We start from the raw sequence: 22,553 nt of genomic DNA on the forward strand, positions 1-22,553 counted from the left end.
TATATAGAGTTCAGAGCCTGAGACATAATTATGCCCCAGACACATACCATTGTTAATTAATAGCGTTTAGTTTTAGGTAGAAAAAGTGCAACACAAAGAGAAATGATACCAATACAAGCGATAATAATAAATTGAAGTGAAAAGCTTTGTATGCGTGCTATATAAATATTAATAATTGGTGCAAGTGCAGTTCCTAAAAATAAAATAAAGGTATTTACAGATAAAAAGAATCCTTGATTACCGTTGACTACAATACCTACATTTGAGATGACGGAAGGGACACAAAATGCAATTCCTGCAATAAACGTGACACTCCAAATCACAAGTAAAGTAACATTTGTAGTACATGCCATACCTAATAACGATATAATACTAATCATTAATGATGTAAGGATGACATTTTTGACGCCGATACGATCACTTAAACGTCCTGCAAGTAAAGCTAATAGCATGCCGAAGATGCCGTATAGCTTTGCATTAATCGCAGTTGTTTGATTCCCGCCGACAATATCTGAAGTGATATAGGCATTAAATATATCATACATACTAATAAACATCGTTAACAAGGTTAGTGATACAAAATAACATAGTAAGACCATTTTGTTCGTTTTAAAGGCTTTAAAATTAGTGAAAAAGCTAAGTAAACGAATATGAGGGCGGTAGACTGGACTTTCAGGAACTTTTTTATAAATGGCCACAGCTAAAATGAGATAAAGTATTGTTAAGGTAAAATACACGCTATGCCAATGTGTATAACGTACAATAATTTCACTTAAGTTTTGACCAATTACACCAGATAACATAAAGCTTGTACTAATAAAACTAATGGCTGTTACACGCTTCACTGGTGAATAGTTCTCAGTTACATAGGTAATAGATACTGGAGAAAATGCTGCAGCACAGATGCCTTGCAGTGCGCGTAGAATAATTAATAAGATAAATGACCGCACAAAGCCAATCAGACAGCAAATAATGACTAAGCCCACTAAGCCACATAAAATGGTACGAATACGACCAAATTTTTCTGAAATAGTGCCATAAAATAAGCAGCTTACAGAATAGGTAATTGAGAAAACAACACCATTTAATGTAGCAATCGATTTTGGAATATCGAAGTCTTTAGCGAATGCTACGGTTAAAGGAAGCGCTGTATATAAACTACACATCACAGCGATGCCGGTGATGAAGAAAATAGTTGTAATTTGATTATATTTCAATGATGGTGTCATCATTTAACTCCTTTCAAATATTAAATTGTTCGCAATGTTCATATTATCCCACGTTTCATGACTTTTCTAAAGGCCACATTAAAAAGAGGCAATAGTAAAAAAATTCAAAGAAGTAAGTAAATCTTAAAAGAAGAAAACTGACAACAAAGTCAATTTAGACAATTCATCTCCATCTTGCATTGTTTGTAGAAATGTTTATGATATTTCTTTGTTCTGTGCGCTATTCAGTTTTTTGTATATAAAGTGTTTGAATTCGTTGTTTCTTGTTCAGTTTCAACTTTGACATACGTTTGCCGTTCGAAGTTATGTAAAGTAGGTTGAATTAAGCGCGTAGGATGTGAAGCATATACCATATTTTTTTATAATACATTTTATGATATGTTTAAAGTATAAGTTAATTATATATTTTAAAAAGTGTTATTAAACAAAGAAAGGATGAGGAATATGAAAAAAGTATTTCTAGCAAGTTCGGTGGCACTCATGTTATTGACGGCTTGTCAAAACAGTGATTCATCACAACAAGAAAATCAAAAAAAGACGTCACAAGCTGATAATAAGAAAGATGAAAAGCACACATCTAAACATCAAACGGAGAACAATGAGAAACAAAATAAAACATCAGGCCAACAACACAGTGATAAAGAAGATAAGGGACAAACTAAATCGTCAGCAGGACAATTATCAGATAAAACGAAACTTGCATTAATTTTTTATGCTGATCCAAAAGGTAAATATTCACTAACCAAAAATGAAATATTAACAGGCAAATATAAGCGACAAGGGACAGGTGACAATGATGTGAAGCAAATTGTTGACTTTGGTCTAGTTCCTTATGAAAATATAAGTCAGGCACCTGATGGAATGAAATTCTACATGGTTTATCCTGATAAAGGTAGCTATCGCACAGTAGTAGGGGTAAATAATGATAAGATTTATATTGGTGCTACACAAAGTCCAATTCGCAATTATCAAGATGCTTTGAAATCTGGAGATGAATACGATTTAAATAAAGTATATACAGAGAATAAAAATAATCGTTCATTACCTGAGATGGAGAATAAAATTAAAATAACACAAAAGGATCCACGTATGGATGAATCAGATACTGAGAGAAAACAGCGCGAATTAAAAGAAAGCGGCACTGAAATGGCACATGCACGTAGTCAGCTATTTGACCAAATTGCTCAACTTGAAGGAGCGCCTGCTAATAAAGATTATCTGTGGGATAATATTAAAATGACGAAAGATAGTTGGTCAATCAATTATCGGAATCAAGATGGCGAAATTCTAGGTACTTATAAATTGCAAGGTAAAAAAATGATTAAAGAAGATCAAAATGGTAATCAAGTCAAATCGGCACCAATCAAAAATGATTCAGCATCATAAAGCAGATGTGGTTATGCCAAAAAGGTAGGTATATATGACAAAACACTTACAAAACATGCAATCTTTAGATCTAGTTAAAGAACTACTGCAAGTTAATCATAGTAATACATCTATCGAAATCAAGACAGAACTGTGGAATGCGGATTATGAAGCATTTAGGTGCGAGTTAAATGGGCAAACTTATATGAGTAGACGCGCACATAAAACACCTAAAAAACGAGGATATTTCTTTGCGATGTGGTGTAAAGATGACGATAATAACAACAGACCATATCAAGATGCTGAATTTCCAATGTTTTTAGTCGTCAATGTTATTGATGGACAACGGTTTGGACAGTTCGTATTTCCTCGAGAGGTTCTAGTTAAACAACATATCATATCGACAACATCACATAAGGGGAAAATGGCTTTACGTGTCTATCCAACATGGGAAGAGGACCTTAATCCATCAGCTGCTAAAACACAGCATTGGCAAGATAAGTATTTTACAAATCTAACTATTGAATGAAGGTTAAATATAATCAATTGGCAAGAATATTACTTTGAAATTGTTTAAGATACAACTGCATTATACGAAAACGCCTATCACGAAAGGAGTTAGAAATTGTCCTTTTGTGATAGGCGTTTATTAATACTATAAAGCATTATGATAATGTTCATAAGTCCATTGTTTATCATTTAAAACATCTCGATAAAATGGATGTTGACCGATGAGTTTAATGTTATCAGCTAATGCTTCTACCTCATCTAAATGGTGTGTCGTTAAAATGATTAAACAACTGGATTTCATTTGGTTTAACAGTTGGTGAATATCATAACGTGATTTTAAATCAATACCAACAGTAGGCTCATCTAAAATTAGTATTTTAGGTTGACTTAATAAACCAATTAAAATATTAATTTTGCGTTTATTCCCGCCTGATAATGTAGATACACGTGCCTTCATGTCAGTAAAGTTTAATAATTTCAAATAGTGGGCTATGGTATCATCATCAACAGGTTTGTCACACAATGATTTAAAAAATTGAATATTTTCTTGTGCACTCATATGTTCAAATAAAGCAATATCCTGTGGCACGTAGCCTACTATATTTCTAATTTGACGTTTTGATAGCGTCTTACCAAAGTAATCAATGGTACCTGAATTTGGTTGTTCAATCCCTGAAATCAAACGCAATAATGTCGATTTCCCAGCACCATTTTCTCCGAGCAAGACAGTCAGTTGATTGTCAGCAAATTGCATATTTAGCTGTTCAAAAATGTGTTTACGTTTATAACTTTTAGAAATAGCATGTAATTCGATCAATGTGTCTCACTCCTTTACATTTGAATGCTAATAAATAGAATAGCTATCACGATTGACCAGACAATAGCCATAAATAATCTATGGCTGAGTGTATTAACCTTAAATAATAAGCTTGCGATACCCCATTCATAGATAAAAATAACAGCGAATGATTTAGCATAAAAGAATAAACTTAATGGCTGGTGCATCAACCACTGAATCATCATCATTACGAATAAAAGCAAACATGTATGTGTCACGATATAAGTGCCATAAAGTTTGAGTCGACTGTGATTAAATTGGAATAATCGCCCAAGTGGCGCATTTTGTTTTAATCTTTGATGAAGTACAATTTGAATTGCACTGATCATGAGTACCCATGCAAATATTAAACTAATCGAAAGCGAGTGATTCGCTGATGAATGAATCGCAACATTTTTGAATTTTGATGTTGGTGTATGATTCTTATAGGCTTCTTTAATTTTGTCTATACTTTGGTGGTGATGATTTTTATCTAAGTGTTCTTGAATGATGTGCGGTATTTGTTGTTCATATAATGAACGACTAACGATTTCTAATGCAATATTACCAATAAAATCATCTCGTCCATAGAGTTGAATCGATGACTTCAAACGGTTTTCGGCTAAGCGCTTATCAAAATCTTTTGGAATTTGTAAGCTGATCATAGCTTCCTTTTTCTTAACTGCATCATCAATATAAATATCGTCTGCAGATATGGATTTAACCGAAACAAATCGTGTATCCGAAATGTGCTTGATCAGTTGTTTTGAGTCATTACTATGACTCATATCTTGAATAGCAATAGGTATCTTAAAGTTTTGACTAGCCATTTTTTGTCCGGCATATAATAAGCTTAGTGCTGCACCAATAATGATGAGCAGAAGAACATATTGTAGCCATTGTTTTCGAATGACAAGTTGAATGTAAGGTTTCATCGACGATACCTCCAAACAGCGACCACACAGAGTGCCAATGCCACAGCAATAAAGCTGATATAAAAGGCTGGATGTGTATCTAAAATAAAGTTATTTAATGTGATTTCCAACATTTGATTTGTTACTAAACTAAACGGTTGTGTTGCCAATATACTGTTAAAGCTATGTTGGAAAAAGATTGTTGGCACCGTTATGCCTGAGAATACGATAAAGATAAGCGTTAATACGCATTTTAAAAGTAAATTCATCCAGTTTTTACTAATAAGCTCAATTAAGATGAGCAGCATGACTAAGAAAGTCACGAAATAAGTGAGCTGAATTGCTACGGTTGGCCAATTATAACTTTCAAAAGACCCGTCTAATGTATGGTTAATCCATAGAAAGCCAAGGATTGCCCAAATCATTGAATAGAACCATGCAATCGCACCACGAACAAATGTTAACTTTTCAAATGAGAAGTGAAAGAGTTGCAATCGTTCTTTCAATGCCGTTTCTTGATTCATTTTGAGCACAGAAAATAACGATAGACAAAGTATAAAAATGGATAGTAAGTATCCAGTAACGACATAGTAACTGCCTGTATCATAAACCTTTACTGGTTCGTAATTAAAAGCATTAACACGATTCAATCCGGTAAATAGTAAATCAGTCATTAGCATAACCATGTCTTGAGATGATGGCTTCTCAGTTAAGTGTGTGTAGCTTAAAATACCTCCCATAGATAACATTAAGCGATCATAAACTGAATGGGTTAATTGGCTAATAACGACACTCTTTGTAGACTGTTGGTCGTATGTATATACTGTGATAGGTAATTGTCCTTGATGATAAAAGGCATGTGTCATACCTTTGTCAAAAACAAAATAGCCATCTAATTCATGTTTGTATAGACGTTGTTTAGCTGTTTTCTCACTGTATTGTTTTAAGGTAACATGTTTCCCAAAATTACTCCCTTTACCCACGGAACCTAAAATAAGCTGTGTTTCTTTTGAATGATCCTTATCCACAATGCCAAGACGGAAACCTTTATCTTCTTGATTGGCATATTGAACTGCCGTCAAAGCCAAGACTAGTGATAGGACAATCAATATTAAATAGACAAATAAATACCACTTCTTTAATAAAAAAGAGTGGTAGATATGAAACAATTGTATTGACTTCATTTGACCACTCCTTCCATATTTAATCATCGTGTGAGCATGCACTGCGATATGATTGTGTAGGGATTTATTATTGCAGTAGATGTGAGTCTTGGACTAGGCTCTAGACTCTAAATTGGCAGTAGTTAACTGGATTGAAAACATCGCTTATACCAAGCTTTTTTCAATCCTAGTCAACCTTGCCAGGGCGGGACTACGAATTCATAATAAATTCTGTCCCGCTACCATCTTTGCTTTTCAGCTCATCACAGTTAACGCGTAGGTCGTAAACGTTTAATCATCAGTTACTTTTTTAATGATAGATTCTAATAGTTTTTCGCCATTTTTGCTTATTTCTTTATCTAATTTGTCAAGTTCTTTAGATGAAAGTTCACCAATATCTTTGGCTTTATCCGTATCAAAGCTGATGTCTGCTTTTAACTTCGTATCACTGTTTAAAATAAAGTTAATTGGCTCGTCTTGAAGTTTGATACCAACTGTTAATTTTTGTTTTTGTTGGTTATTTTTCACATCTGTATCTAAGCTGTTGTCAAAAGTAAAGTCTTGTTTAGTTCCAGCATTGTCAAATGTGATTGTACCTTTATCATGACGTTTTGTACCGTCTTGTTTTTCTTTGTTTTCAAATGTCAATGTAGATTTATTGTAGTTGTTATCGAATGTAGCATCGTATTTATCTTTATAGTTATCGTCTTTACCAGTAGATTTACCTTTTAATGAGAATGAACCATCGTCAGTAGTGAATTTATAATCTAACGCAAGTTTGTCATCAGTGATGCTATTGTTACCAACGATTTTTACTTTTTTGTTGTCTTTATCTGTTAATGTAATGTCACGTTTTAAGATTTCATGATGTTTTTCGTAAATTGTGGATGTGAATTCAATAAATTCTTTTTCTTTTGCATCTTCGGCTTTTTTGAGTGCATCTTCAATTTGTTTTTTGTATTCATCTTTAGACATTTGATTTTTCACAAGTGATTGTAGTTCTTTATCATCTTTAGCTTTTTTAAGGATGGCTAAAGTAAGTTTTTTAGTATCAGCACGGTCTAATTTTAATGTGACTTTGTTTGCTTTTTCTGTCTCACCGTCGACTTTAACTTCTTCTTTGCCTTCTTTTTTAAAGTTATCATCTTTTAAATGATCGAAGACAATATCTGTATAGCGTTTAATAATTGTATCCAAATCTTTTTGTTGTGTTTGTGTCGAACCTAAAAGTGTATTTAGATTTAAACTTTGATTCGTCACTCCTGATGATTTAAGCTGCTCTTCATCTTCTCCAGATATTTCTGCATATTGTTTCACTAACTCAGAATTTTTAACTTTGTAGTCACCTTTAAATAATGGTGCTGTAAAGTATTGAAAATTCTTATCTGCAGCCCATTGGAAATTACCCACTTCTTTATCTGCAATTGTAGGATTTACTTTGATTAATGATTTAGTATTTTTATCGTCATGACCAATAGAAGCTGTAATTTTTGTTGCATCAATGACTGATTTAGGCAATCCCATACTTTCAATGAGTTCTTTAGAAGCATCTGCACTCAAAGACATGTTTGATAAATAAGAATTATCCTTCATCTTTTCTTGGAATTTAACTTCATTATCAAAACGGTCATTAAAATAATTTTGGAATTTTTTTGCTGTTTTTTGTTCGCTCAGTAAGTATGTATTTTTTGGTGTGTTTGAAAAAATTTTATATGCACCAAATCCAATACCTGCAACGATAAGCAATATCACTACTGCTGAAATAATAATTTTAAGTTTTTTTGACATTGTGCGCCTCCTAAATAGCTTATATTAATGTTCTAATTTAATGATTTTTTTGCCTATTTCCTTGGTAGTATAACCATCAGGATTTTTGGCTTCAATCGTAATAGGTTTTTTGTCATCTTTAATTTCAAAGAATCTCACACCTGTTACTTCACCATCTTTGTTAATGTTATTGCGCATATCCTCGCCATACTTTTTGTACAAGTCTGAGTCTTCAGCAAAACCGGTCTCTAAACGTTTTTGAACGTTTTTCGTGTCATTATAGACGTCAAATGCTTCAATAAAAGCCGTACTAGCCGTAATTTTTTCGCTAGATTTATTTTTGACCTTATAGACAATGGCTAAATTAGGATTTTTACTATCTGCATATTTATCTGGCTTAACAACCTTTGTTTCCTTAATTTCAATATCAAATTTATTTGATGTAAATTTATTATCTTTGAATTTAGCTGTAGGTTTGTTTTTGGCTTTTTCTAAACAAGAATCAACTGATTCTGATTTGTCAGTAGCCGACTTGCTTTCAGATGATTTTTTCTCAGAACTATTTGATTCTGAATGCGATTTTGATCCACATGCTGTAAGTACTAATGATGAAATGAGCAATAAACTGAATAATCTCTTCATATATCCTCCCCAACTTATATAGAATGATGTAAGACTGAAAACAATAAATCGTATTAAAGTAGTATTATTTATGTGTTTTCGAAAATAGTATACCATTGATGTTTTTAAAAGGTAACACTTTTATTAAATTTCGTATACAAAGAAAATCTTAATTTATATAAATGACTATTCAATTTAACTCTAGTATCATTTATATATCTAAAATAATTTTTAATAATTTAAGAAAGGCCTTGCCCATCATTTGAACAAATGTTAATTAAATTCAGACAACATAAATTGTATTTAGTCAGTCCATTTTGACATTGTTATTCATTGAAAACTGTAGTACAATACAAAACGTAATAATTACGATTAAGAAATATTAAGGAGAAGAATATGAAAAACAGTTATGAACAGTGGTGGCATAAAGGACAAGAAGATGATGACACGATGGCACGTGATCATCATGATTCTTGGGATAGAACAATTGATGTCATCGCTAAAGAAGATATTATTGGAAAAACGATTTTGGATTTTGGGTGTAATCAAGGTGGCTTTTTACGACAACTATATCAAAAGGTTCCATTCAAGCAAGGTGTAGGTATTGACTTAGCTCGAAAATCTTTGCAGAAAGCAGAATTGCTAAAAGGAGATTTACCATTATCGTATGTCTTAACCGATATGCCAAGTGATACTGGCCTACAGTTTGATACAGCGATTAGTACGTCTGTATTGTATCTTATCGATGATATTCCCCAACACGCAAAAGAGTTAAAACGCGTATTAAAGCCTCAAGGTGTTTACTATGCTACGTTTGCAGATTTAACCGATAATCCAAGTTGTGATTATATGGCACAAGTCATTAATACATATGGCGCAACGCCTTCGCAAAATCATTCGCTCAAACATATTGTGGACAGTTTTGTTCAGGAAGGCTTTCAAGTTAGCGTAAAGAGGGAAATGGTGCCAGACGAAATAGATTTAACCCATTATAGTGATTTTTATTTATCGCCGAGTGACTATTTGCGTACACTTTTCCAAGAATCTTACGTGATTAAAGCAACAGTGAAAGAAGGATAGTCATTATGATGAAACGACAATTATGTGCTTTAGTAACTGGGGCATTAATATTAACATCTGGTTGTTCGCAATCACAGCACAATCATAAACAAGTCACGTTGTCATTGCCAACTGAAGCAAAAGCTGCGAAGCTGGATGCACAAGGCTATGATGCTGCAATGCCAGTTTATAGTGCTGTGTATGATGCCCTTGTGCAGTATGATAAAAAGAAAACATTTAAACCTGGATTAGCACAAAAATGGGAGGTTGAAGATGGGGGTAAAACTTATCGTTTCCATTTGAAAAAAGGCGTTAAATTCTCTGATGGTAGTGATTTTGATGCGCAAGCGGTAAAATTCTCAATTGAACGTGCCAAAGCAATGAATAAAGAGACGACAGTTGAAACACTCAAACAATTAAAAAGTGTCGTCGTTAAAAATAAACATACAGTTGAAATCAACCTCAAGACACCATCCAACCAAGTGTTGAATGAATTGACACAAGTAAGGCCATTACGAATTATGAGTCCACACGCGGTAAAAGACGGCAAGGTAACAGGTCAATTTAAAGAAGCGATTGGTACGGGTGCGTTTAAAATAGGCGACGCTGGCAAAGAAAAAACAACGTTAAAACCTAATCCGTATTTTAAAGGCAATAAACCACTAAATTATGATTTAGTCTTCCAAACAATTGAAGATGGTGATGCTCGTCAATCCGCTATTCAAAGTGGGGCAGTTGATATTACTGGCGGTGCCTTGGGTATGTTGACTGATGCACAAATTAAACAAGCAAAATCTACCCAAAAGTTATCGGTATCAGAAAATCCTAGTACAGTCAGCCATTTTATAGCTTTTAATCCAGAAAATAAACAATTGCAACATAAAGATTTAAGACAAGCTATTAGTGAAAGTATTCAGACAAAAGCGCTATCATCTCAACCATTAAAAGGCCTATTTCAACGAGATGTACAATATGTAACGGCGCAAAATCAACAGCAACATCGTTTTGATAAAAAAGCGGCACAACACGCATTTGAACAGGCAGGCTATCATCGCAACAAGCAAGGCATGTATGAAAAAGATGGTCAAGTATTAACATTTAATCTAGTGATTCAAACTGCAGAATTTCCGAATTGGAAAGATAAAGCTGAACAAGTTCAAGCCAATCTTAAAGCGGTTGGAGTTAAAGTAAATATTAAGCACTTAGATGCCCAATCGTATTACGATACTTTATGGACAAAGAAAGATTATGATTTGATTTTCTATCGCACGTATTCGGATGCATTAATGCCATATAACTTCATGAACTCAGTGTTTAAAAATAATGGCGATAAACCAGGCGTTTTAGCTAATGATAAAGTCTTAACGCAACAGTTAGAAGCATTTCCTAAAGAAATAGATAAGCAATCACAAAAAAAGGCTTTTAATCATATCTTTAAGCACTTTAATCAACAATATTATGGTGTGCCTATCGCGTATCCAAACGAAACATTCGTAACAAGTGACAAAATAAAGTCCTTTAAATTTTCAGGTCTAACGGATGCACCTGTAGACTATAAAAAGCTGGAAGTTAATCAATAATGTGGCAGCGTACATATAAATTATTTGGCTATCTTATTGTAAGTTCGCTTATCATTTTTATTTTAGTAGAACAAACGGCAGGTAACCCAGCCATTTTATATTTACAACGCCATGGCTATACTCAAATGACACAACAACAAATTGATATGGCACAACATCATTTGGGGTTAGGACGCCATATTTTGTTGCGCTATTTGGATTGGTTAGGTCATGCATTAATTGGGGACTTGGGGTATAGCTTTAGTACGCAAGAACCTGTTATGAATCTCATTGCTAATGCACTTAAACCTACATGGATATTAATGAGTTGGGCTACAGTACTCATGTTACCTTTAGGGGTAGGATTAGGCTACTGCGTTGGTATGCTGCCACATGCTCGTATAGCACAAAGCTTACGCTATATTTCCCAGGTGATAACATCGATGCCAGAATATTGGATAGCCATTGTCGCTATTTATTATATGGGTGTCAAATGGCAGTTACTTCCTTTTGTAGGTAGTGCATCTTGGCAAAATTACCTATTGCCTGTTGGCATCATGATTATAGTAGAAGGAAGTCATCTCTTATTGATGACAGCGCATCTTATTGCGCAGACTAGACAGGATGATACCTACCAATTAATAAAGTTACGACAAGCAACTTGGAAGGCACGTATTTATTGCCAATTTAAAGTTATCTTCGCGCCATTGATGACGATTGTCGTCAATAGTATTATTCATTTGTTTAGTAGAGCTGTAATCTTAGAAGTGATCTTTAGTATGTCGGGATTAGGAAAACTGCTAATTACAGCAATTAATCAACGAGATTATCCACTTATTCAAGGCATTATTATGTTGATTATTGTCGTCATTATGTTGCTTAATTATTTGGGAGATATATTGATATTAAAAAGTGATCCTCGAATTCAGCGATTGCGTGCTAATAAATCAAAAGTGAGAGGTGCACGATGAAATATTCACATGTTAATTGGCAATGGAGGATCATAGGTGTCAGTCTCATAGGAGCACTGTATATTGCTGTTATTGGGTGGAATAGTAAACCTAGTGAACACTTAGCGCCGCCTTCTTTGCAACATTTATTGGGAACCGATCAGCTAGGCAGAGATATGTTTACACGTATGATTATAGGAAGTGGTGTTACTTTAGGTTTAACTGTCGTCGTAGTGGTTTTAAGTGTCAGTATAGGTTTGATTTTTGGCATGATGGCAGGCCTAATGGGACGTTGGTTAGACAAACTATGTATGTTCGTAGCTGACTTATTATTAGCAATACCCTCATTCATTATTGCGCTCGTTATTTTAGGGCTAGTTAGTGATTCAATGATTGGGTTATTATGTGCATTAGTTATAGGCTGGCTAGGGCGCTATTTACGTTATTTTCGTAATCTTACACGTGATATTCAAAAAGAACCATTTATTCAATACGCAGTTTTAAGTGGTAATTCTAACGTTCAAACGCTGTATGCGCATATGTTACCACACTTATTAAGTAAAATTATGGCGTTAGTAACGGCAGATTTTGGAAAAATAATGCTGAGTATTTCAGGATTAGCTTTTTTAGGTTTAGGTGTTAAACCGCCTATTCCCGAACTTGGCACTATTTTATTTGACGGTAAAAGTTATTTAACGATTGCACCATGGTTATTCTTCTTCCCTGGTATTTTGTTAGGAGGTTATGCCTTATTATTTCAAATCATCAACAACAAAATCATCAAGTAGATCGAATAATACAAGTTAAGTCATTGAGTATCTATCATAAAGATAAAACCTTGATTTCATCGTTATCGCTTGAGGTAGAACGGTACAGTTTTCATTGTATTGTTGGTGAAAGTGGTAGTGGTAAATCGCTATTGGTTCGCAGTATTTTACACATGACTGATGATCAGTTGACATATCAAGGTAATGTGGACATTGATTTACTACATGCCGATGCCATGTTTCAAGATGCTAATAGTAATTTGTTTCAAAATATTACAATCAAGCAGCATATTGCAATGTTATATGATGCAAAAAAATCAACACTATCACGAGCAGAACAATATCAAGAGGTAAAAACAATGATGACACGTTTAGGTTTAGAACAACCTGAACAACTTTTACAATACTATCCGTTCGAACTAAGTGGCGGTATGGCTCAACGCGTGGCATTTATACTGTCATTAATTCGTAATCCACAATGTTTGATTTTAGATGAGCCGACAAGTGCCTTGGATGTGCAAAATCGTACTAAGTTTATGCAGCAGTTAATGCATATTATTTCAGAAAGAAAGATGACGGTTATTTTTGTGACACATGACTTGAGCTTAGTAAAAGATTACGCTACGCATGTCAGTATTATGCAACATGGTCAAATTATTGAAAGTGGGCAGGCGCAACAGGTGATGCATCATCCTGAGCGACACTATACACAAACACTGATTCGTACAGCAGAGCGGAGGGAAGCTTATGCTACAGGTTGATCATATTAATAAAACGATACAAGGGCGCATAATATTGGAAGATATTTCTTTTGATTTAGCACAAGGGAATCTTATTATCAGTGGACCAAGCGGATGTGGGAAATCGACATTAGCACATATAATTGCAGGATTAGATAAACAATATACCGGTTCTTTAAGATTAGATGGAAGGTTAATGCATGATTACAAAACGAAACAATGGATGCGTGATATTCAATATGTGCCACAATATCAGCGTACAAGTATGGATCCACGACAAACCGTTGAAGCGGTATTAACCGAGCCGTTAAAACGGTTTGGTATACCAAAGACGTTACATGCTTCACGTGTTGATAACGTTTTATCGCAATGTCAATTATCTTCACAATTGCTACAACAGCGTGTATCCATATTGAGTGGTGGTCAATTTCAGCGCGTATGGATTGCCAAAGCGTTAATCATTCAACCTAAACTATTGATTTTAGATGAAGCGACAACGAATTTAGATGTTGTTAATGAAGACTTAATTTTACAAATGTTGCAATCACTTACGGATATACAATTGCTGATTATTTCTCATGACCCTTATGTGATTCAACAATTTGAAGCACAGCATCTCTCTTTAACATAATAAATAAAGTTATTCACTGTTTCACGTGAAAAAGGGGGCGGGACTATGAATTCATAGTCCCGCCCCGGCAAGGTTGACTGGATTGAAAAAGCTTGGGATAAGGCTTATTTTCAATCCAGTCAACTACTACCAATATATATCGTTTATAGCCTAAAACATAATTATGGCTCAAACTGTTTTATATTTAGCTTATTTATTTTGTGAGGCGAAAGCTTCTGCAATGTTCGCAAGTTTTTCAGGCGCATCCTCAGCTGCCATTGTAACTTCGACATAATGCATGACATCACTTTCTGCATTTATCTCATCAAATGTTCGTTTTAAATCATTTGAAGTGTGTACATCATGTATGGCTACATTATCGCCACCAAACACTGCTGGTAAGGCTTTGTAGTCCCACATATGGATATCATTATAAGGTGCTTTCATGCCATGAATAAGACGTTCTACAGTATAACCATCATTGTTGATTACAAAAATGATTGGTTTTAACTGGTTACGAATCATCGTTGATAAACCTTGAACCGTTAATTGTAGAGAACCATCACCAATAAGTAAGATATTTCTACGCGTTGTATCAGCCATTTGACTACCTATTGTAGCGGGCAAAGTATAACCAATAGAACCCCAAAGCGGTTGGCCGATAAAGTCAACATTTTTATATAATGCTAAGTCGTAAGCACCAAAGAAAGATGTGCCTTGCTCTGCAAGTAAAACATCATCAGGCTGTAAGAAGTCTTGAATCATATTAAAGTATGTTTCTTGTGTAAGTGGCTCATCTGATAATGTGTAAGAATGTGCTTTAGGTCTTACATATGATGAATACGTACCTTTGTTATGGTAATCCATCTCTAATAGCCCATGTAACATATCAGGCAATGAGACCTCGTTATTTTGAGTATCTCCTAGTTTGAAATTGTGATGATTAATCATGACGACATCTTCAATGTCAAAGTCGTAAGAGAAACCGCCTGTTGCTGAATCCGTAAGTTTAGCACCTATATTTAATATCGCATCACTGTTATTTACATAGTCACGTACATTATCTTCAGCAAATTTACCGTCAAAAATACCAAGGTAATGAGGGTTTTCTTCATTAAAAGCGCCTTTACCTAAAGATAATTGAGCGACAGGAATGTTGGTCTGATTCACGAGTTGTTCAAGCGCATCATGAAGATGGAAACTATTGATTTCATGGCCTGCAATAATGACAGGGTTTGAAGCGGATTGTAATTTTTGTTGAATGAGTTTAATGTATTCTGAAACATCATGTTGTTTTGGATTTTGAAGTTTAAATGGTTCTGTAACTTCAATTTCTGTCATAGCTACATCAATTGGTAAATGGATGTGAACAGGTCGACGCTCTTGAAGGGAAGCATTAATTAATCTTGGTATTTCAGTTGTCGCGTTCTCTGGTGTAATGTAACCTTGTGCAGTTGTAATATGTGAAAACATTTTTTGATAATCATCAAAAGTACCTTCACCTAATGAATGGTGGACATATTTTTTTGCTTGTTCTACGGCACGTGTTGGCGCACCTGTAATGGCAATGACAGGCACACGCTCCGCATAAGAACCGGCAATGCCATTAACAGCACTAAGTTCACCAACACCAAAAGTAGTTACTAAAGCGCTTACACCTTTGAGGCGGGCATAACCATCTGCAGCATAACTCGCATTGAGTTCATTTGTATTGCCAACCCATTGCAAATGTTCATGAGCAACAATGTCATCTAAAAATGCCAGATTAAAGTCACCTGGAACACCAAATACTCTATCTGCACCAGCTTGATAAATTGCGTCCATTAAATATTGTCCTACACGTTGTTTCATAATTCATTCCACCTTTATCTCTTTTTTCTACACTTTGAATGATAATACTTTTTTATTGATAGGTCAACATAATTGACCTATCGAAAATATTTCGAACTTTAATGACGTGAGACCAAAAGTTTACTATAATGACGTTATTCTACTTTATAGAAAGTGACGTAAAAATGATGAACAAAAATGATTATGAACACATGTTATTTTATTTTGCCTACAAAACCTTCACATTAACTGCAAATGAAATTATCGAACAATATGGTATGAGTCGGCAACACCATAGATTTCTTTTCTTTATTAATAAATTGCCCGGTATTACCATAAAAGAATTATTGCAGACATTAGAAATTTCTAAGCAAGGTTCACATGCGACACTGAAAAAGTTAAAAGATAAACAATTAATTTTTGAACAACCTTCTAAACACGACCGGCGTGTGAAACAACTTTATACAACTGAAGAAGGTGAAGCCTTGATTGCCACTTTAAACAAAGCACAAGATGAGTTAATACAGCAGACAATAAAAAAAGTTGGTACGGATTGGTATGCGATTATGGAAGAATTGGCTTCCTATCGACAAGGATTTAAAAATGTAAAACACCTTAAAGATGAATAAAAAAGCACACAGCAGAAATGGTTTAGTATACGTATAATATACGGTTAACAAAATATTAAGTCAGACTTCGGGTTGTGTGCGCGTACTGTGCACGGTCACTAACAATAAAAAATTGAACGCGCGCTTATTCTCAAAGAGGGTAAGCGCGCGTCATTTGTCAGTAGTTATTGATTATAAAACATATATTGAGGTGATGGTTAATAACCAATGCTACCATAAGTAATATCGACATGTGTAACTCTGTTGTTATGGTTTACGGTAAATAAGACACGTGGTGTCTCCAGAGATGGTCGATAATCATAGACTGCTTTTACTTTTTTACTAGGTTTCGGTGGACCGACCTTTTTTAAAGCTTTACCGTAAGCATTTTTGAGTTGTGCTGTTGTGAGTTTACCTGTTACATCAAATGAGACGGTTGAAGCACTTTTACCTGATTTAGTAACTCCAGAAAAGGTTTGATCATAAAGCTTTACAGTTTTAGTTCCTTTTGTTGGTACAATTTTTTTGCCGTTAAAGGTAATATTTTTATATTTTATACCATTTTTGAACTCATGAGTTAACAAGAAACTAGGGTTATAACCTGCATATCCATGATAAGTATAATATGGAGTTATTGCTGCATGGGATACATGTTGAGCATTCGTACTAATCGCATTTACGCCGAGGACAGAACCGAAAACAAGGGTACTAGATAATACTAACTTTGTCATTTTATTCATGTTCGTTCACTCCTTAAATTTGATATAGCAGTTATTACACCTTCATATTACAAAATAGTTACAAAAATTGCAAACGATTACAAAAAATGTAAAATGACATAGTTGTATTTAGTTTAAATAATTTTTCTTAAATTAACCTTAAATATACAATCAATTATCAATTTAATACATATTTTATGTTATGGTCATACTGTATCACTTTTTATTTAGATGTAGCTAATGATGATATGAGAATTGGCTTAAAGTGTTACTTATTATTCAATGGAGGGGATGACAGAGTGAGCGTTTTAACAGTAGATAACATATCGAAGAAAATAAATTCGAAAACGATTCTCCAAGATGTTTCTTTTAACTTGGAAAAAGGTGAAATTGTAGGCCTTGTTGGTGCGAACGGCGCAGGTAAAACGTCATTAATGAAAGTTATACTTGGATATTCCAATTACCAAAAAGGACACTATAAAGTTGTTGATAGTGGCAGTAAAAGAAGTAGTATAGGTGCTTTAATTGAAAGCCCTGGAGTCTACCCATTTATGTCTGGATACGATAATTTAAAATTGTTAAATGAATCGAAGGATAATTCAGATATTGATGATATTGTCACTAAATTGAAAATGAAAGACTATATACATAATAAGGCTAAAACATATTCACTAGGTATGAAACAAAAGCTTGGTATCGCAATTGCTTTTTTAAATGACCCAAAGCTGATTATATTGGATGAACCTATGAATGGTTTAGATCCTAGAGCAGTTAGAGATGTGCGTAATCTTATTTTAGATAAAGCACAGCAAGGTATTACGTTCTTAATTTCCAGTCATATGCTAAGCGAATTAGTAAAGATAACAGATGCTATTTTAATTATTGATGAAGGTAAAATCGTTAAAGAAACAACGCGGGAAGAAATTGAGCAACATGATGCTGAAAATTTTGAAACGGTGCTCTTAGACATTATTGATAAGGAGGGCGACGCATAATATGGGTTCTTTAATTAAACAAGAATGTTTCAAATTAAGTAAAAAGAAATCGACGTGGATTTGGCCAATCGTTATTATAGCAATAATGTTTACATTACTTTTCATTTCCCAAAATAGTGATATCATGTCTAGCGAAGGCCTTATTCAAGGTGGTTTTTCAGGATTTTATTGGGTGGTCATTTTAATGATTGTACAAGCAAGTACGATTATTTCAATGGAATTTCATTATGAAACAATTAAAAATGTATTGTACCGTAATTATTCACGTACGAGCATTGTTATTAGTAAGGTTATTACATTAGTAATATATTCACTTATCTGCTTTATTGGGGTCATTGCTGTAACGTTACTCCTATATGCTATTAGCTTTAATGATATTGATTTATTGGCTCCACACGGTAGTCAGCCACCACTGTTAAATGAAATGTTACTTTTAGCAGTAGCTGATTTTGTAACCATGTGGCTTGTGCTAAGTTTGACTTTACTGATTTCATGTGCGATGAAAGGTCCGACACTTTCGATTACTATAGGCATCTTTTTTTATTTTGTAATGTCATTTGTCGCAGCATTATTAACATATTTTAATGGCAAATGGGAATGGTTTAAATGGAATCCGCTAAATATGATTATGTTACCTCAACAAATTGTAGATAATGATTTTAAGGAAATGAGTCACTTAGAATTACATGAATTGTTTATTGGTAATATTGTTTATATCGTTATTTTCTTAGTATTATTAGTTGTTGTTTTTAAAAAGAAAAATGTGTAACTTCGATATATAGATAAAAGTCAAAGCTATCGTTTGTGAGGAGTGTGTCACAAGCGATAGCTTTATTTAGTGTTAAAATTTTTATTAATTATTAAAAACAAGTCCATCTATTATTGGGATATACGCATATACCAAACTAAACATACTATTGAGATGTTATCTCAGTTTATAAAATGTTTATGACTGAATTACTCTTGAATACTAAACTCTGCTGATGCTTCGAATTTCACTTCTTTACCTAACATAACGCCACCAGTTTCTAAAGCTTGGTTAAAGCTAACGCCATATTTTTCTCTATCAATTTTACCAGAAACCACAAAGCCAGTAACTTGTTCACCGTTCATAGGATTTTTACTTACGCCATTAAATTCTAAATCGAATGTTTCTTCGTGTGTTTCGCCTTTAATTGTTAAATCACCGACAACTTTATCGTCTTTCACTTCTTTAGTTACAAAAGTGATTTTGTCATATTCATCCGTTGCGAAGAAATCACCTGATCTTAAGTGGTTATCTCTATCTTCATTTTTTGTATCTATAGATTTAGGGTCAATTGTAGCAGTTGCTTTTAATGAGCTAAGATTATTAATGTCACCTTCAACGGTTACATCGATGTCATTAAATGTTCCTTTTACTTTTGATACCATTAAATGTTTGATTTGAAATTCAATACTGCTGTGTACTTTATCGAAATTAAATTGAGTCATAAATAAATACCTCCTAATTTTATCTTAATATATTTTGTATATTTGATATAAATAATGTATCACATGTTCTAAACTTTGTACACTAAAATGTATCGAAATGCGATTAATTTAAAAACATTGTCACTATTGACTTAACCCATTTATGTAAACTTAAACATAAAAACTACAAATCAAAATGTGTTGTATGGCGTAGTTTATCGTAGTATGTATAGTTTCTATTAAACTGTTAATTTCAATATGGATTATTTTGCTATCTAATTAAGTAACTGATTTATTGTGATGGTAGCAGTTATATTTGTAGTAGGTCTGATTAGTAAATAATAATAAGGTGTAAAATGTTACAGTTTTCACAATACTTCGTATTGAATGGCTTCGCTTTCCTAGGGTGCCGTCTCAGTCACCCCAACTTGCTTTGTCCGATGGCTTTCTTTTCGAAAGCCTATCTGTTGGGGCCCACCCCAACTTGCTTTGCTTGGCGAAATGCTTCTTTGTTGGGACCCCTGTATTCGACTGGCACTGCTCCCTCAGGAGTCTCGCCATAAATACTACGTATTAACATGTAATTTTACCTTTAAATGCTTTAAAAATAAGGCAGTTTCTATAATTATTTCAATGGGAATTGCCTTTTTAATTTGTCCAAGAACTTTATGTCCTAGATGTACTTTAATATAGTGTGTTTAATCTCATTGTATATATGAAAAATTTATATACTTACTAAATTGCATCGTATATTTGAATTGGAGCAATCATTTGTTTTAATGAACAAGATAAAATTTAGAATTAATAAAGGGTATGTTAACCGGCTAGAATAAGGGTATATGATAAAATATGAAAACAACATATAAAATAAACCTGGTTGAGGAAGGAAGACAAACGTTATGGCACGCGGGTACAATAAACGACCGAAACGGAAATTAAAGTTTAAAACGCCACATACATATGCATTATTAATGATCATTATTACCATTGCTTGGATTATGACATTTATCATACCTTCAGGAGAGTATGAACGTCACAAAAAAGGTGGGCAGACGTTAGTTGTAGATGGTACATATCATCATGTACCGCATGCGGCAACGTCATTTCTAGATATATTTAGAGCTATACCAGAGGGCTTAGTAAGCGGGGCAGAAATTGTATTTTATATTTTTCTCGTAGGTGGCGCATTTGGGATTGTACATAAAACGGGTTCGTTTGAAAATGGTGTGAACAAAGCGATGCGTGCATTAGGGAATGCAAAAATATTGATGATTCCTTTAACGATGACAATCTTTTCAATTTTAGGGTTTTCAATTGGCTTAGCAGAAGAAACCATTATTTTTGTTCCTTTAGGTATTTTAATCGCTAGAACTTTGGGTTATGATGCTATGACAGGTGCTGCAATGGTCATCTTGGGTGCTGCTAGTGGTTTTATTGGTGGCATGCTTAATCCTTTTACGGTCGGTGTGGCACAAACAGTCGCTGAATTACCAATGTTCTCTGGTTGGGGCTTACGTTCGATTATCTACATTTTTATCTTAATTGCAGCCATTACAACAGTGATGTTATATGCACGTAAAGTTAAACGAGATCATTCGAAAAGTCTTGTTTATGAGTTAGAACAGCAAGAGGGGACAATGAACGAAGATATTCGATACCAGCATTTTACGCCGAGACAAGTGATAAGTTTGGCACTTATGCTTGGAGCAATTATTTTGAATGTTGTCGGAATTTTTAAGTTTGAATGGACGTTTGGTGAAATGAGTGCCAACTTTTTACTCGCAGGTATATTAGCTGGTCTTATTTCTGGCTTAGGACTAAATGGGACATTTGATGCTTTAATTGAAGGCATGCAAAGTATTCTGTTTGGCGCGTTGGTTGTAGGCTTTGCTAAAGGTATCGTCGTTATTTTAGAAAATGGCAAGATTATCGATACGATTGTTCATGGCATGACATCACTATTAGCTGATGTACCCGCGTCGTTCGTTATTATTGCTATGTTTATATTACAATTTATGCTTAATTTCTTTATACCATCAGGTTCAGGTCAGGCATTAACAACGATGCCACTGATGGTCCCTATCTCTGACTTATTACACATCAACCGCCAATTGACGGTATTAGCTTTCCAATATGGTGATGCGATTAGCAATGTGCTTTTTCCAACATCTGCTATTTTGATGGGGGCATTAGCAGTAGGGCGTATCACTTATGGACAATGGATTAAATTTGCTTGGAAGTTGATTGTGATTTGGGTGTTAATATGTGCTATAGCAATGTCTATCGCTTTATTTGTAGGATATTAAATAGATTGCAGCGTTTACAAAATATGTAAAGGTAGTGAATACATGGAATTTAACCATGCAATACATCAAGATAATACACATGCTAAAGTAACAATTATTGACAATGAAATATTAAAATATACGTCAAATATCATTTTCCCATTTATAGTTGGCGTTATTTTGTTTATATGTGGTTTAGTCGTCTTTATTGTCATTTTTGGTTTTCTTTCAGCGACAATAACTGGACAATATAGCTTTATGGCTAGTGGGCTCGTTGCGCTTGTTGTTTCGTATAGTTTATTTAAAGGTTTACACAATAAAATCTTTGAAAAAGAAGTTACATTGTACCAATATGGACATGAACGTTACGAATTCATCATTGGTAACCAACAATATACAGGGTATTACAAACATGTTGATAAAGTAAGATTACGACGATACTTTGGGGATACAACGTTATTTGCGCCAGATATTTCGTTAACACTCGTAACATTAAATGGCACGTTTAAGTTTGCGACTACACGAATAGGAGCACAAGAAGCTATAGGAAAAATGGAGGCTCATTTTAAACGTCTATCTCAATGAATAGAGTT

Annotated in this window: 22 protein-coding genes; 13 read left to right on the top strand and 9 right to left on the bottom strand. The window is 34.0% G+C overall.

The features are described 5' to 3' along the window. Window positions 1–56: 56 nt before the first annotated feature. On the bottom strand, window positions 57–1,229 hold the full coding sequence (locus tag HMPREF3267_RS05980; protein ID WP_062078276.1) for an MFS transporter: 1,173 nt from the start codon (window positions 1,227–1,229) through the stop codon (window positions 57–59). Window positions 1,230–1,673: 444 nt separating this feature from the next. On the opposite strand from HMPREF3267_RS05980, the gene HMPREF3267_RS05985 reads away from it, so the two are divergent. Together HMPREF3267_RS05985 and HMPREF3267_RS05990 are read left to right on the top strand one after the other, a co-directional pair. Next, the gene (locus tag HMPREF3267_RS05985; RefSeq protein WP_062078275.1) at window positions 1,674–2,615 is read left to right on the top strand and encodes a hypothetical protein; all 942 of its coding nucleotides are present in this window, start codon (window positions 1,674–1,676) and stop codon (window positions 2,613–2,615) included. Window positions 2,616–2,649: 34 nt separating this feature from the next. Beyond that, window positions 2,650–3,123: a MepB family protein gene (locus HMPREF3267_RS05990; RefSeq protein WP_062078273.1), complete on the top strand. Its 474-nt coding sequence runs from the start codon at window positions 2,650–2,652 to the stop codon at window positions 3,121–3,123. 126 nt (window positions 3,124–3,249) lie between these two features. On the opposite strand, the gene HMPREF3267_RS05995 is transcribed toward HMPREF3267_RS05990, so the two are convergent. The 5 genes from HMPREF3267_RS05995 to HMPREF3267_RS06015 form a co-directional block, all read right to left on the bottom strand. Then, window positions 3,250–3,921, bottom strand: coding sequence for an ABC transporter ATP-binding protein (locus tag HMPREF3267_RS05995; protein WP_002460794.1), 672 nt, complete (start codon window positions 3,919–3,921; stop codon window positions 3,250–3,252). A gap of 14 nt (window positions 3,922–3,935) precedes the next feature. After that, window positions 3,936–4,856 carry an ABC transporter permease gene (locus HMPREF3267_RS06000; RefSeq protein WP_070823829.1) on the bottom strand — a complete coding sequence of 307 codons (921 nt, stop codon included), beginning with the start codon at window positions 4,854–4,856 and terminating at the stop codon, window positions 3,936–3,938. Next, complete coding sequence (locus HMPREF3267_RS06005; protein WP_062078269.1) at window positions 4,853–6,019, bottom strand: ABC transporter permease; 1,167 nt, start codon at window positions 6,017–6,019, stop codon at window positions 4,853–4,855. Before HMPREF3267_RS06005 ends, HMPREF3267_RS06000 begins: the two co-directional genes overlap by 4 nt. Before the next feature lie 270 nt (window positions 6,020–6,289). Next, window positions 6,290–7,786, bottom strand: coding sequence for a DUF6583 family protein (locus tag HMPREF3267_RS06010; RefSeq protein WP_002460790.1), 1,497 nt, complete (start codon window positions 7,784–7,786; stop codon window positions 6,290–6,292). A gap of 24 nt (window positions 7,787–7,810) precedes the next feature. Then, the gene (locus HMPREF3267_RS06015) at window positions 7,811–8,407 is read right to left on the bottom strand and encodes a DUF5067 domain-containing protein (protein ID WP_002460789.1); all 597 of its coding nucleotides are present in this window, start codon (window positions 8,405–8,407) and stop codon (window positions 7,811–7,813) included. A gap of 375 nt (window positions 8,408–8,782) precedes the next feature. Between HMPREF3267_RS06015 and HMPREF3267_RS06020 the strand changes: the two genes are divergently transcribed. The 6 genes from HMPREF3267_RS06020 to HMPREF3267_RS06045 are packed head-to-tail and all read left to right on the top strand — an operon-like array spanning window position 8,783 to window position 14,092. After that, window positions 8,783–9,466, top strand: coding sequence for a class I SAM-dependent methyltransferase (locus HMPREF3267_RS06020; protein WP_062078267.1), 684 nt, complete (start codon window positions 8,783–8,785; stop codon window positions 9,464–9,466). Window positions 9,467–9,471: 5 nt separating this feature from the next. Continuing rightward, on the top strand, window positions 9,472–11,025 hold the full coding sequence (locus HMPREF3267_RS06025; protein WP_002479062.1) for an ABC transporter substrate-binding protein: 1,554 nt from the start codon (window positions 9,472–9,474) through the stop codon (window positions 11,023–11,025). Next, window positions 11,025–11,975 (top strand): ABC transporter permease, encoded by a 951-nt coding sequence (locus HMPREF3267_RS06030; RefSeq protein ID WP_002479061.1) that lies wholly within the window; start codon window positions 11,025–11,027, stop codon window positions 11,973–11,975. The genes HMPREF3267_RS06025 and HMPREF3267_RS06030 overlap by 1 nt, the downstream gene beginning before the upstream one ends. After that, the gene (locus HMPREF3267_RS06035) at window positions 11,972–12,742 is read left to right on the top strand and encodes an ABC transporter permease (protein WP_062078265.1); all 771 of its coding nucleotides are present in this window, start codon (window positions 11,972–11,974) and stop codon (window positions 12,740–12,742) included. The genes HMPREF3267_RS06030 and HMPREF3267_RS06035 overlap by 4 nt, the downstream gene beginning before the upstream one ends. Before the next feature lie 23 nt (window positions 12,743–12,765). Further along, window positions 12,766–13,482, top strand: a complete 717-nt coding sequence (locus HMPREF3267_RS06040; protein ID WP_002479059.1) for an ATP-binding cassette domain-containing protein — start codon at window positions 12,766–12,768, stop codon at window positions 13,480–13,482. Continuing rightward, window positions 13,469–14,092, top strand: a complete 624-nt coding sequence (locus tag HMPREF3267_RS06045; protein ID WP_062078263.1) for an ABC transporter ATP-binding protein — start codon at window positions 13,469–13,471, stop codon at window positions 14,090–14,092. Before HMPREF3267_RS06040 ends, HMPREF3267_RS06045 begins: the two co-directional genes overlap by 14 nt. 189 nt (window positions 14,093–14,281) lie before the next feature. Here HMPREF3267_RS06045 and HMPREF3267_RS06050 read toward each other — a convergent pair whose 3' ends face one another. Then, a complete protein-coding gene (locus tag HMPREF3267_RS06050; protein WP_002460779.1) occupies window positions 14,282–15,922 on the bottom strand; it encodes an alpha-keto acid decarboxylase family protein in 1,641 nt (546 codons plus the stop codon). 164 nt (window positions 15,923–16,086) lie between these two features. On the opposite strand from HMPREF3267_RS06050, the gene HMPREF3267_RS06055 reads away from it, so the two are divergent. Further along, window positions 16,087–16,530 (top strand): MarR family winged helix-turn-helix transcriptional regulator, encoded by a 444-nt coding sequence (locus HMPREF3267_RS06055; protein ID WP_002492441.1) that lies wholly within the window; start codon window positions 16,087–16,089, stop codon window positions 16,528–16,530. Between the two features lie 197 nt (window positions 16,531–16,727). Here HMPREF3267_RS06055 and HMPREF3267_RS06060 read toward each other — a convergent pair whose 3' ends face one another. Further along, a complete protein-coding gene (locus tag HMPREF3267_RS06060) occupies window positions 16,728–17,249 on the bottom strand; it encodes an immunodominant staphylococcal antigen IsaB family protein (protein ID WP_002460777.1) in 522 nt (173 codons plus the stop codon). A gap of 278 nt (window positions 17,250–17,527) precedes the next feature. Here HMPREF3267_RS06060 and HMPREF3267_RS06065 point away from each other — a divergent pair, with 278 nt between their 5' ends. Next, the gene (locus tag HMPREF3267_RS06065; protein ID WP_002479058.1) at window positions 17,528–18,223 is read left to right on the top strand and encodes an ABC transporter ATP-binding protein; all 696 of its coding nucleotides are present in this window, start codon (window positions 17,528–17,530) and stop codon (window positions 18,221–18,223) included. Between the two features lies 1 nt (window position 18,224). Next, window positions 18,225–18,992 (top strand): ABC transporter permease, encoded by a 768-nt coding sequence (locus tag HMPREF3267_RS06070; protein WP_062078259.1) that lies wholly within the window; start codon window positions 18,225–18,227, stop codon window positions 18,990–18,992. 188 nt (window positions 18,993–19,180) lie between these two features. Here the strand turns inward: HMPREF3267_RS06070 and HMPREF3267_RS06075 are convergent, their stop codons facing one another. Beyond that, entirely contained in the window at window positions 19,181–19,696 is a 516-nt protein-coding gene (locus HMPREF3267_RS06075; RefSeq protein WP_002479056.1) for a YceI family protein, read from the bottom strand. A gap of 878 nt (window positions 19,697–20,574) precedes the next feature. On the opposite strand from HMPREF3267_RS06075, the gene HMPREF3267_RS06080 reads away from it, so the two are divergent. Together HMPREF3267_RS06080 and HMPREF3267_RS06085 are read left to right on the top strand one after the other, a co-directional pair. Beyond that, window positions 20,575–21,981, top strand: a complete 1,407-nt coding sequence (locus tag HMPREF3267_RS06080) for a YfcC family protein (RefSeq protein ID WP_062078257.1) — start codon at window positions 20,575–20,577, stop codon at window positions 21,979–21,981. Window positions 21,982–22,023: 42 nt separating this feature from the next. Beyond that, the gene (locus HMPREF3267_RS06085) at window positions 22,024–22,545 is read left to right on the top strand and encodes a hypothetical protein (RefSeq protein WP_062078255.1); all 522 of its coding nucleotides are present in this window, start codon (window positions 22,024–22,026) and stop codon (window positions 22,543–22,545) included. Window positions 22,546–22,553 lie beyond the last annotated feature (8 nt).

Origin of the sequence: Staphylococcus sp. HMSC62D11, assembly GCF_001839145.1 — a bacterium.
Taxonomy (GTDB): domain Bacteria; phylum Bacillota; class Bacilli; order Staphylococcales; family Staphylococcaceae; genus Staphylococcus; species Staphylococcus lugdunensis.

Excerpts from the sequence above, each read along its gene's own strand:
- HMPREF3267_RS05980 (WP_062078276.1), bottom strand. The coding sequence starts at position 1,229 with ATGACACCATCATTGAAATATAATCAAATTACAACTATTTTCTTCATC.
- HMPREF3267_RS05985 (WP_062078275.1), top strand. The coding sequence starts at position 1,674 with ATGAAAAAAGTATTTCTAGCAAGTTCGGTGGCACTCATGTTATTGACG.
- HMPREF3267_RS05990 (WP_062078273.1), top strand. The coding sequence starts at position 2,650 with ATGACAAAACACTTACAAAACATGCAATCTTTAGATCTAGTTAAAGAA.
- HMPREF3267_RS06000 (WP_070823829.1), bottom strand. The coding sequence starts at position 4,856 with ATGAAACCTTACATTCAACTTGTCATTCGAAAACAATGGCTACAATAT.
- HMPREF3267_RS06005 (WP_062078269.1), bottom strand. The coding sequence starts at position 6,019 with ATGAAGTCAATACAATTGTTTCATATCTACCACTCTTTTTTATTAAAG.
- HMPREF3267_RS06010 (WP_002460790.1), bottom strand. The coding sequence starts at position 7,786 with ATGTCAAAAAAACTTAAAATTATTATTTCAGCAGTAGTGATATTGCTT.
- HMPREF3267_RS06015 (WP_002460789.1), bottom strand. The coding sequence starts at position 8,407 with ATGAAGAGATTATTCAGTTTATTGCTCATTTCATCATTAGTACTTACA.
- HMPREF3267_RS06020 (WP_062078267.1), top strand. The coding sequence starts at position 8,783 with ATGAAAAACAGTTATGAACAGTGGTGGCATAAAGGACAAGAAGATGAT.
- HMPREF3267_RS06025 (WP_002479062.1), top strand. The coding sequence starts at position 9,472 with ATGATGAAACGACAATTATGTGCTTTAGTAACTGGGGCATTAATATTA.
- HMPREF3267_RS06030 (WP_002479061.1), top strand. The coding sequence starts at position 11,025 with ATGTGGCAGCGTACATATAAATTATTTGGCTATCTTATTGTAAGTTCG.
- HMPREF3267_RS06035 (WP_062078265.1), top strand. The coding sequence starts at position 11,972 with ATGAAATATTCACATGTTAATTGGCAATGGAGGATCATAGGTGTCAGT.
- HMPREF3267_RS06045 (WP_062078263.1), top strand. The coding sequence starts at position 13,469 with ATGCTACAGGTTGATCATATTAATAAAACGATACAAGGGCGCATAATA.
- HMPREF3267_RS06050 (WP_002460779.1), bottom strand. The coding sequence starts at position 15,922 with ATGAAACAACGTGTAGGACAATATTTAATGGACGCAATTTATCAAGCT.
- HMPREF3267_RS06055 (WP_002492441.1), top strand. The coding sequence starts at position 16,087 with ATGATGAACAAAAATGATTATGAACACATGTTATTTTATTTTGCCTAC.
- HMPREF3267_RS06060 (WP_002460777.1), bottom strand. The coding sequence starts at position 17,249 with ATGAATAAAATGACAAAGTTAGTATTATCTAGTACCCTTGTTTTCGGT.
- HMPREF3267_RS06070 (WP_062078259.1), top strand. The coding sequence starts at position 18,225 with ATGGGTTCTTTAATTAAACAAGAATGTTTCAAATTAAGTAAAAAGAAA.
- HMPREF3267_RS06075 (WP_002479056.1), bottom strand. The coding sequence starts at position 19,696 with ATGACTCAATTTAATTTCGATAAAGTACACAGCAGTATTGAATTTCAA.
- HMPREF3267_RS06080 (WP_062078257.1), top strand. The coding sequence starts at position 20,575 with ATGGCACGCGGGTACAATAAACGACCGAAACGGAAATTAAAGTTTAAA.
- HMPREF3267_RS06085 (WP_062078255.1), top strand. The coding sequence starts at position 22,024 with ATGGAATTTAACCATGCAATACATCAAGATAATACACATGCTAAAGTA.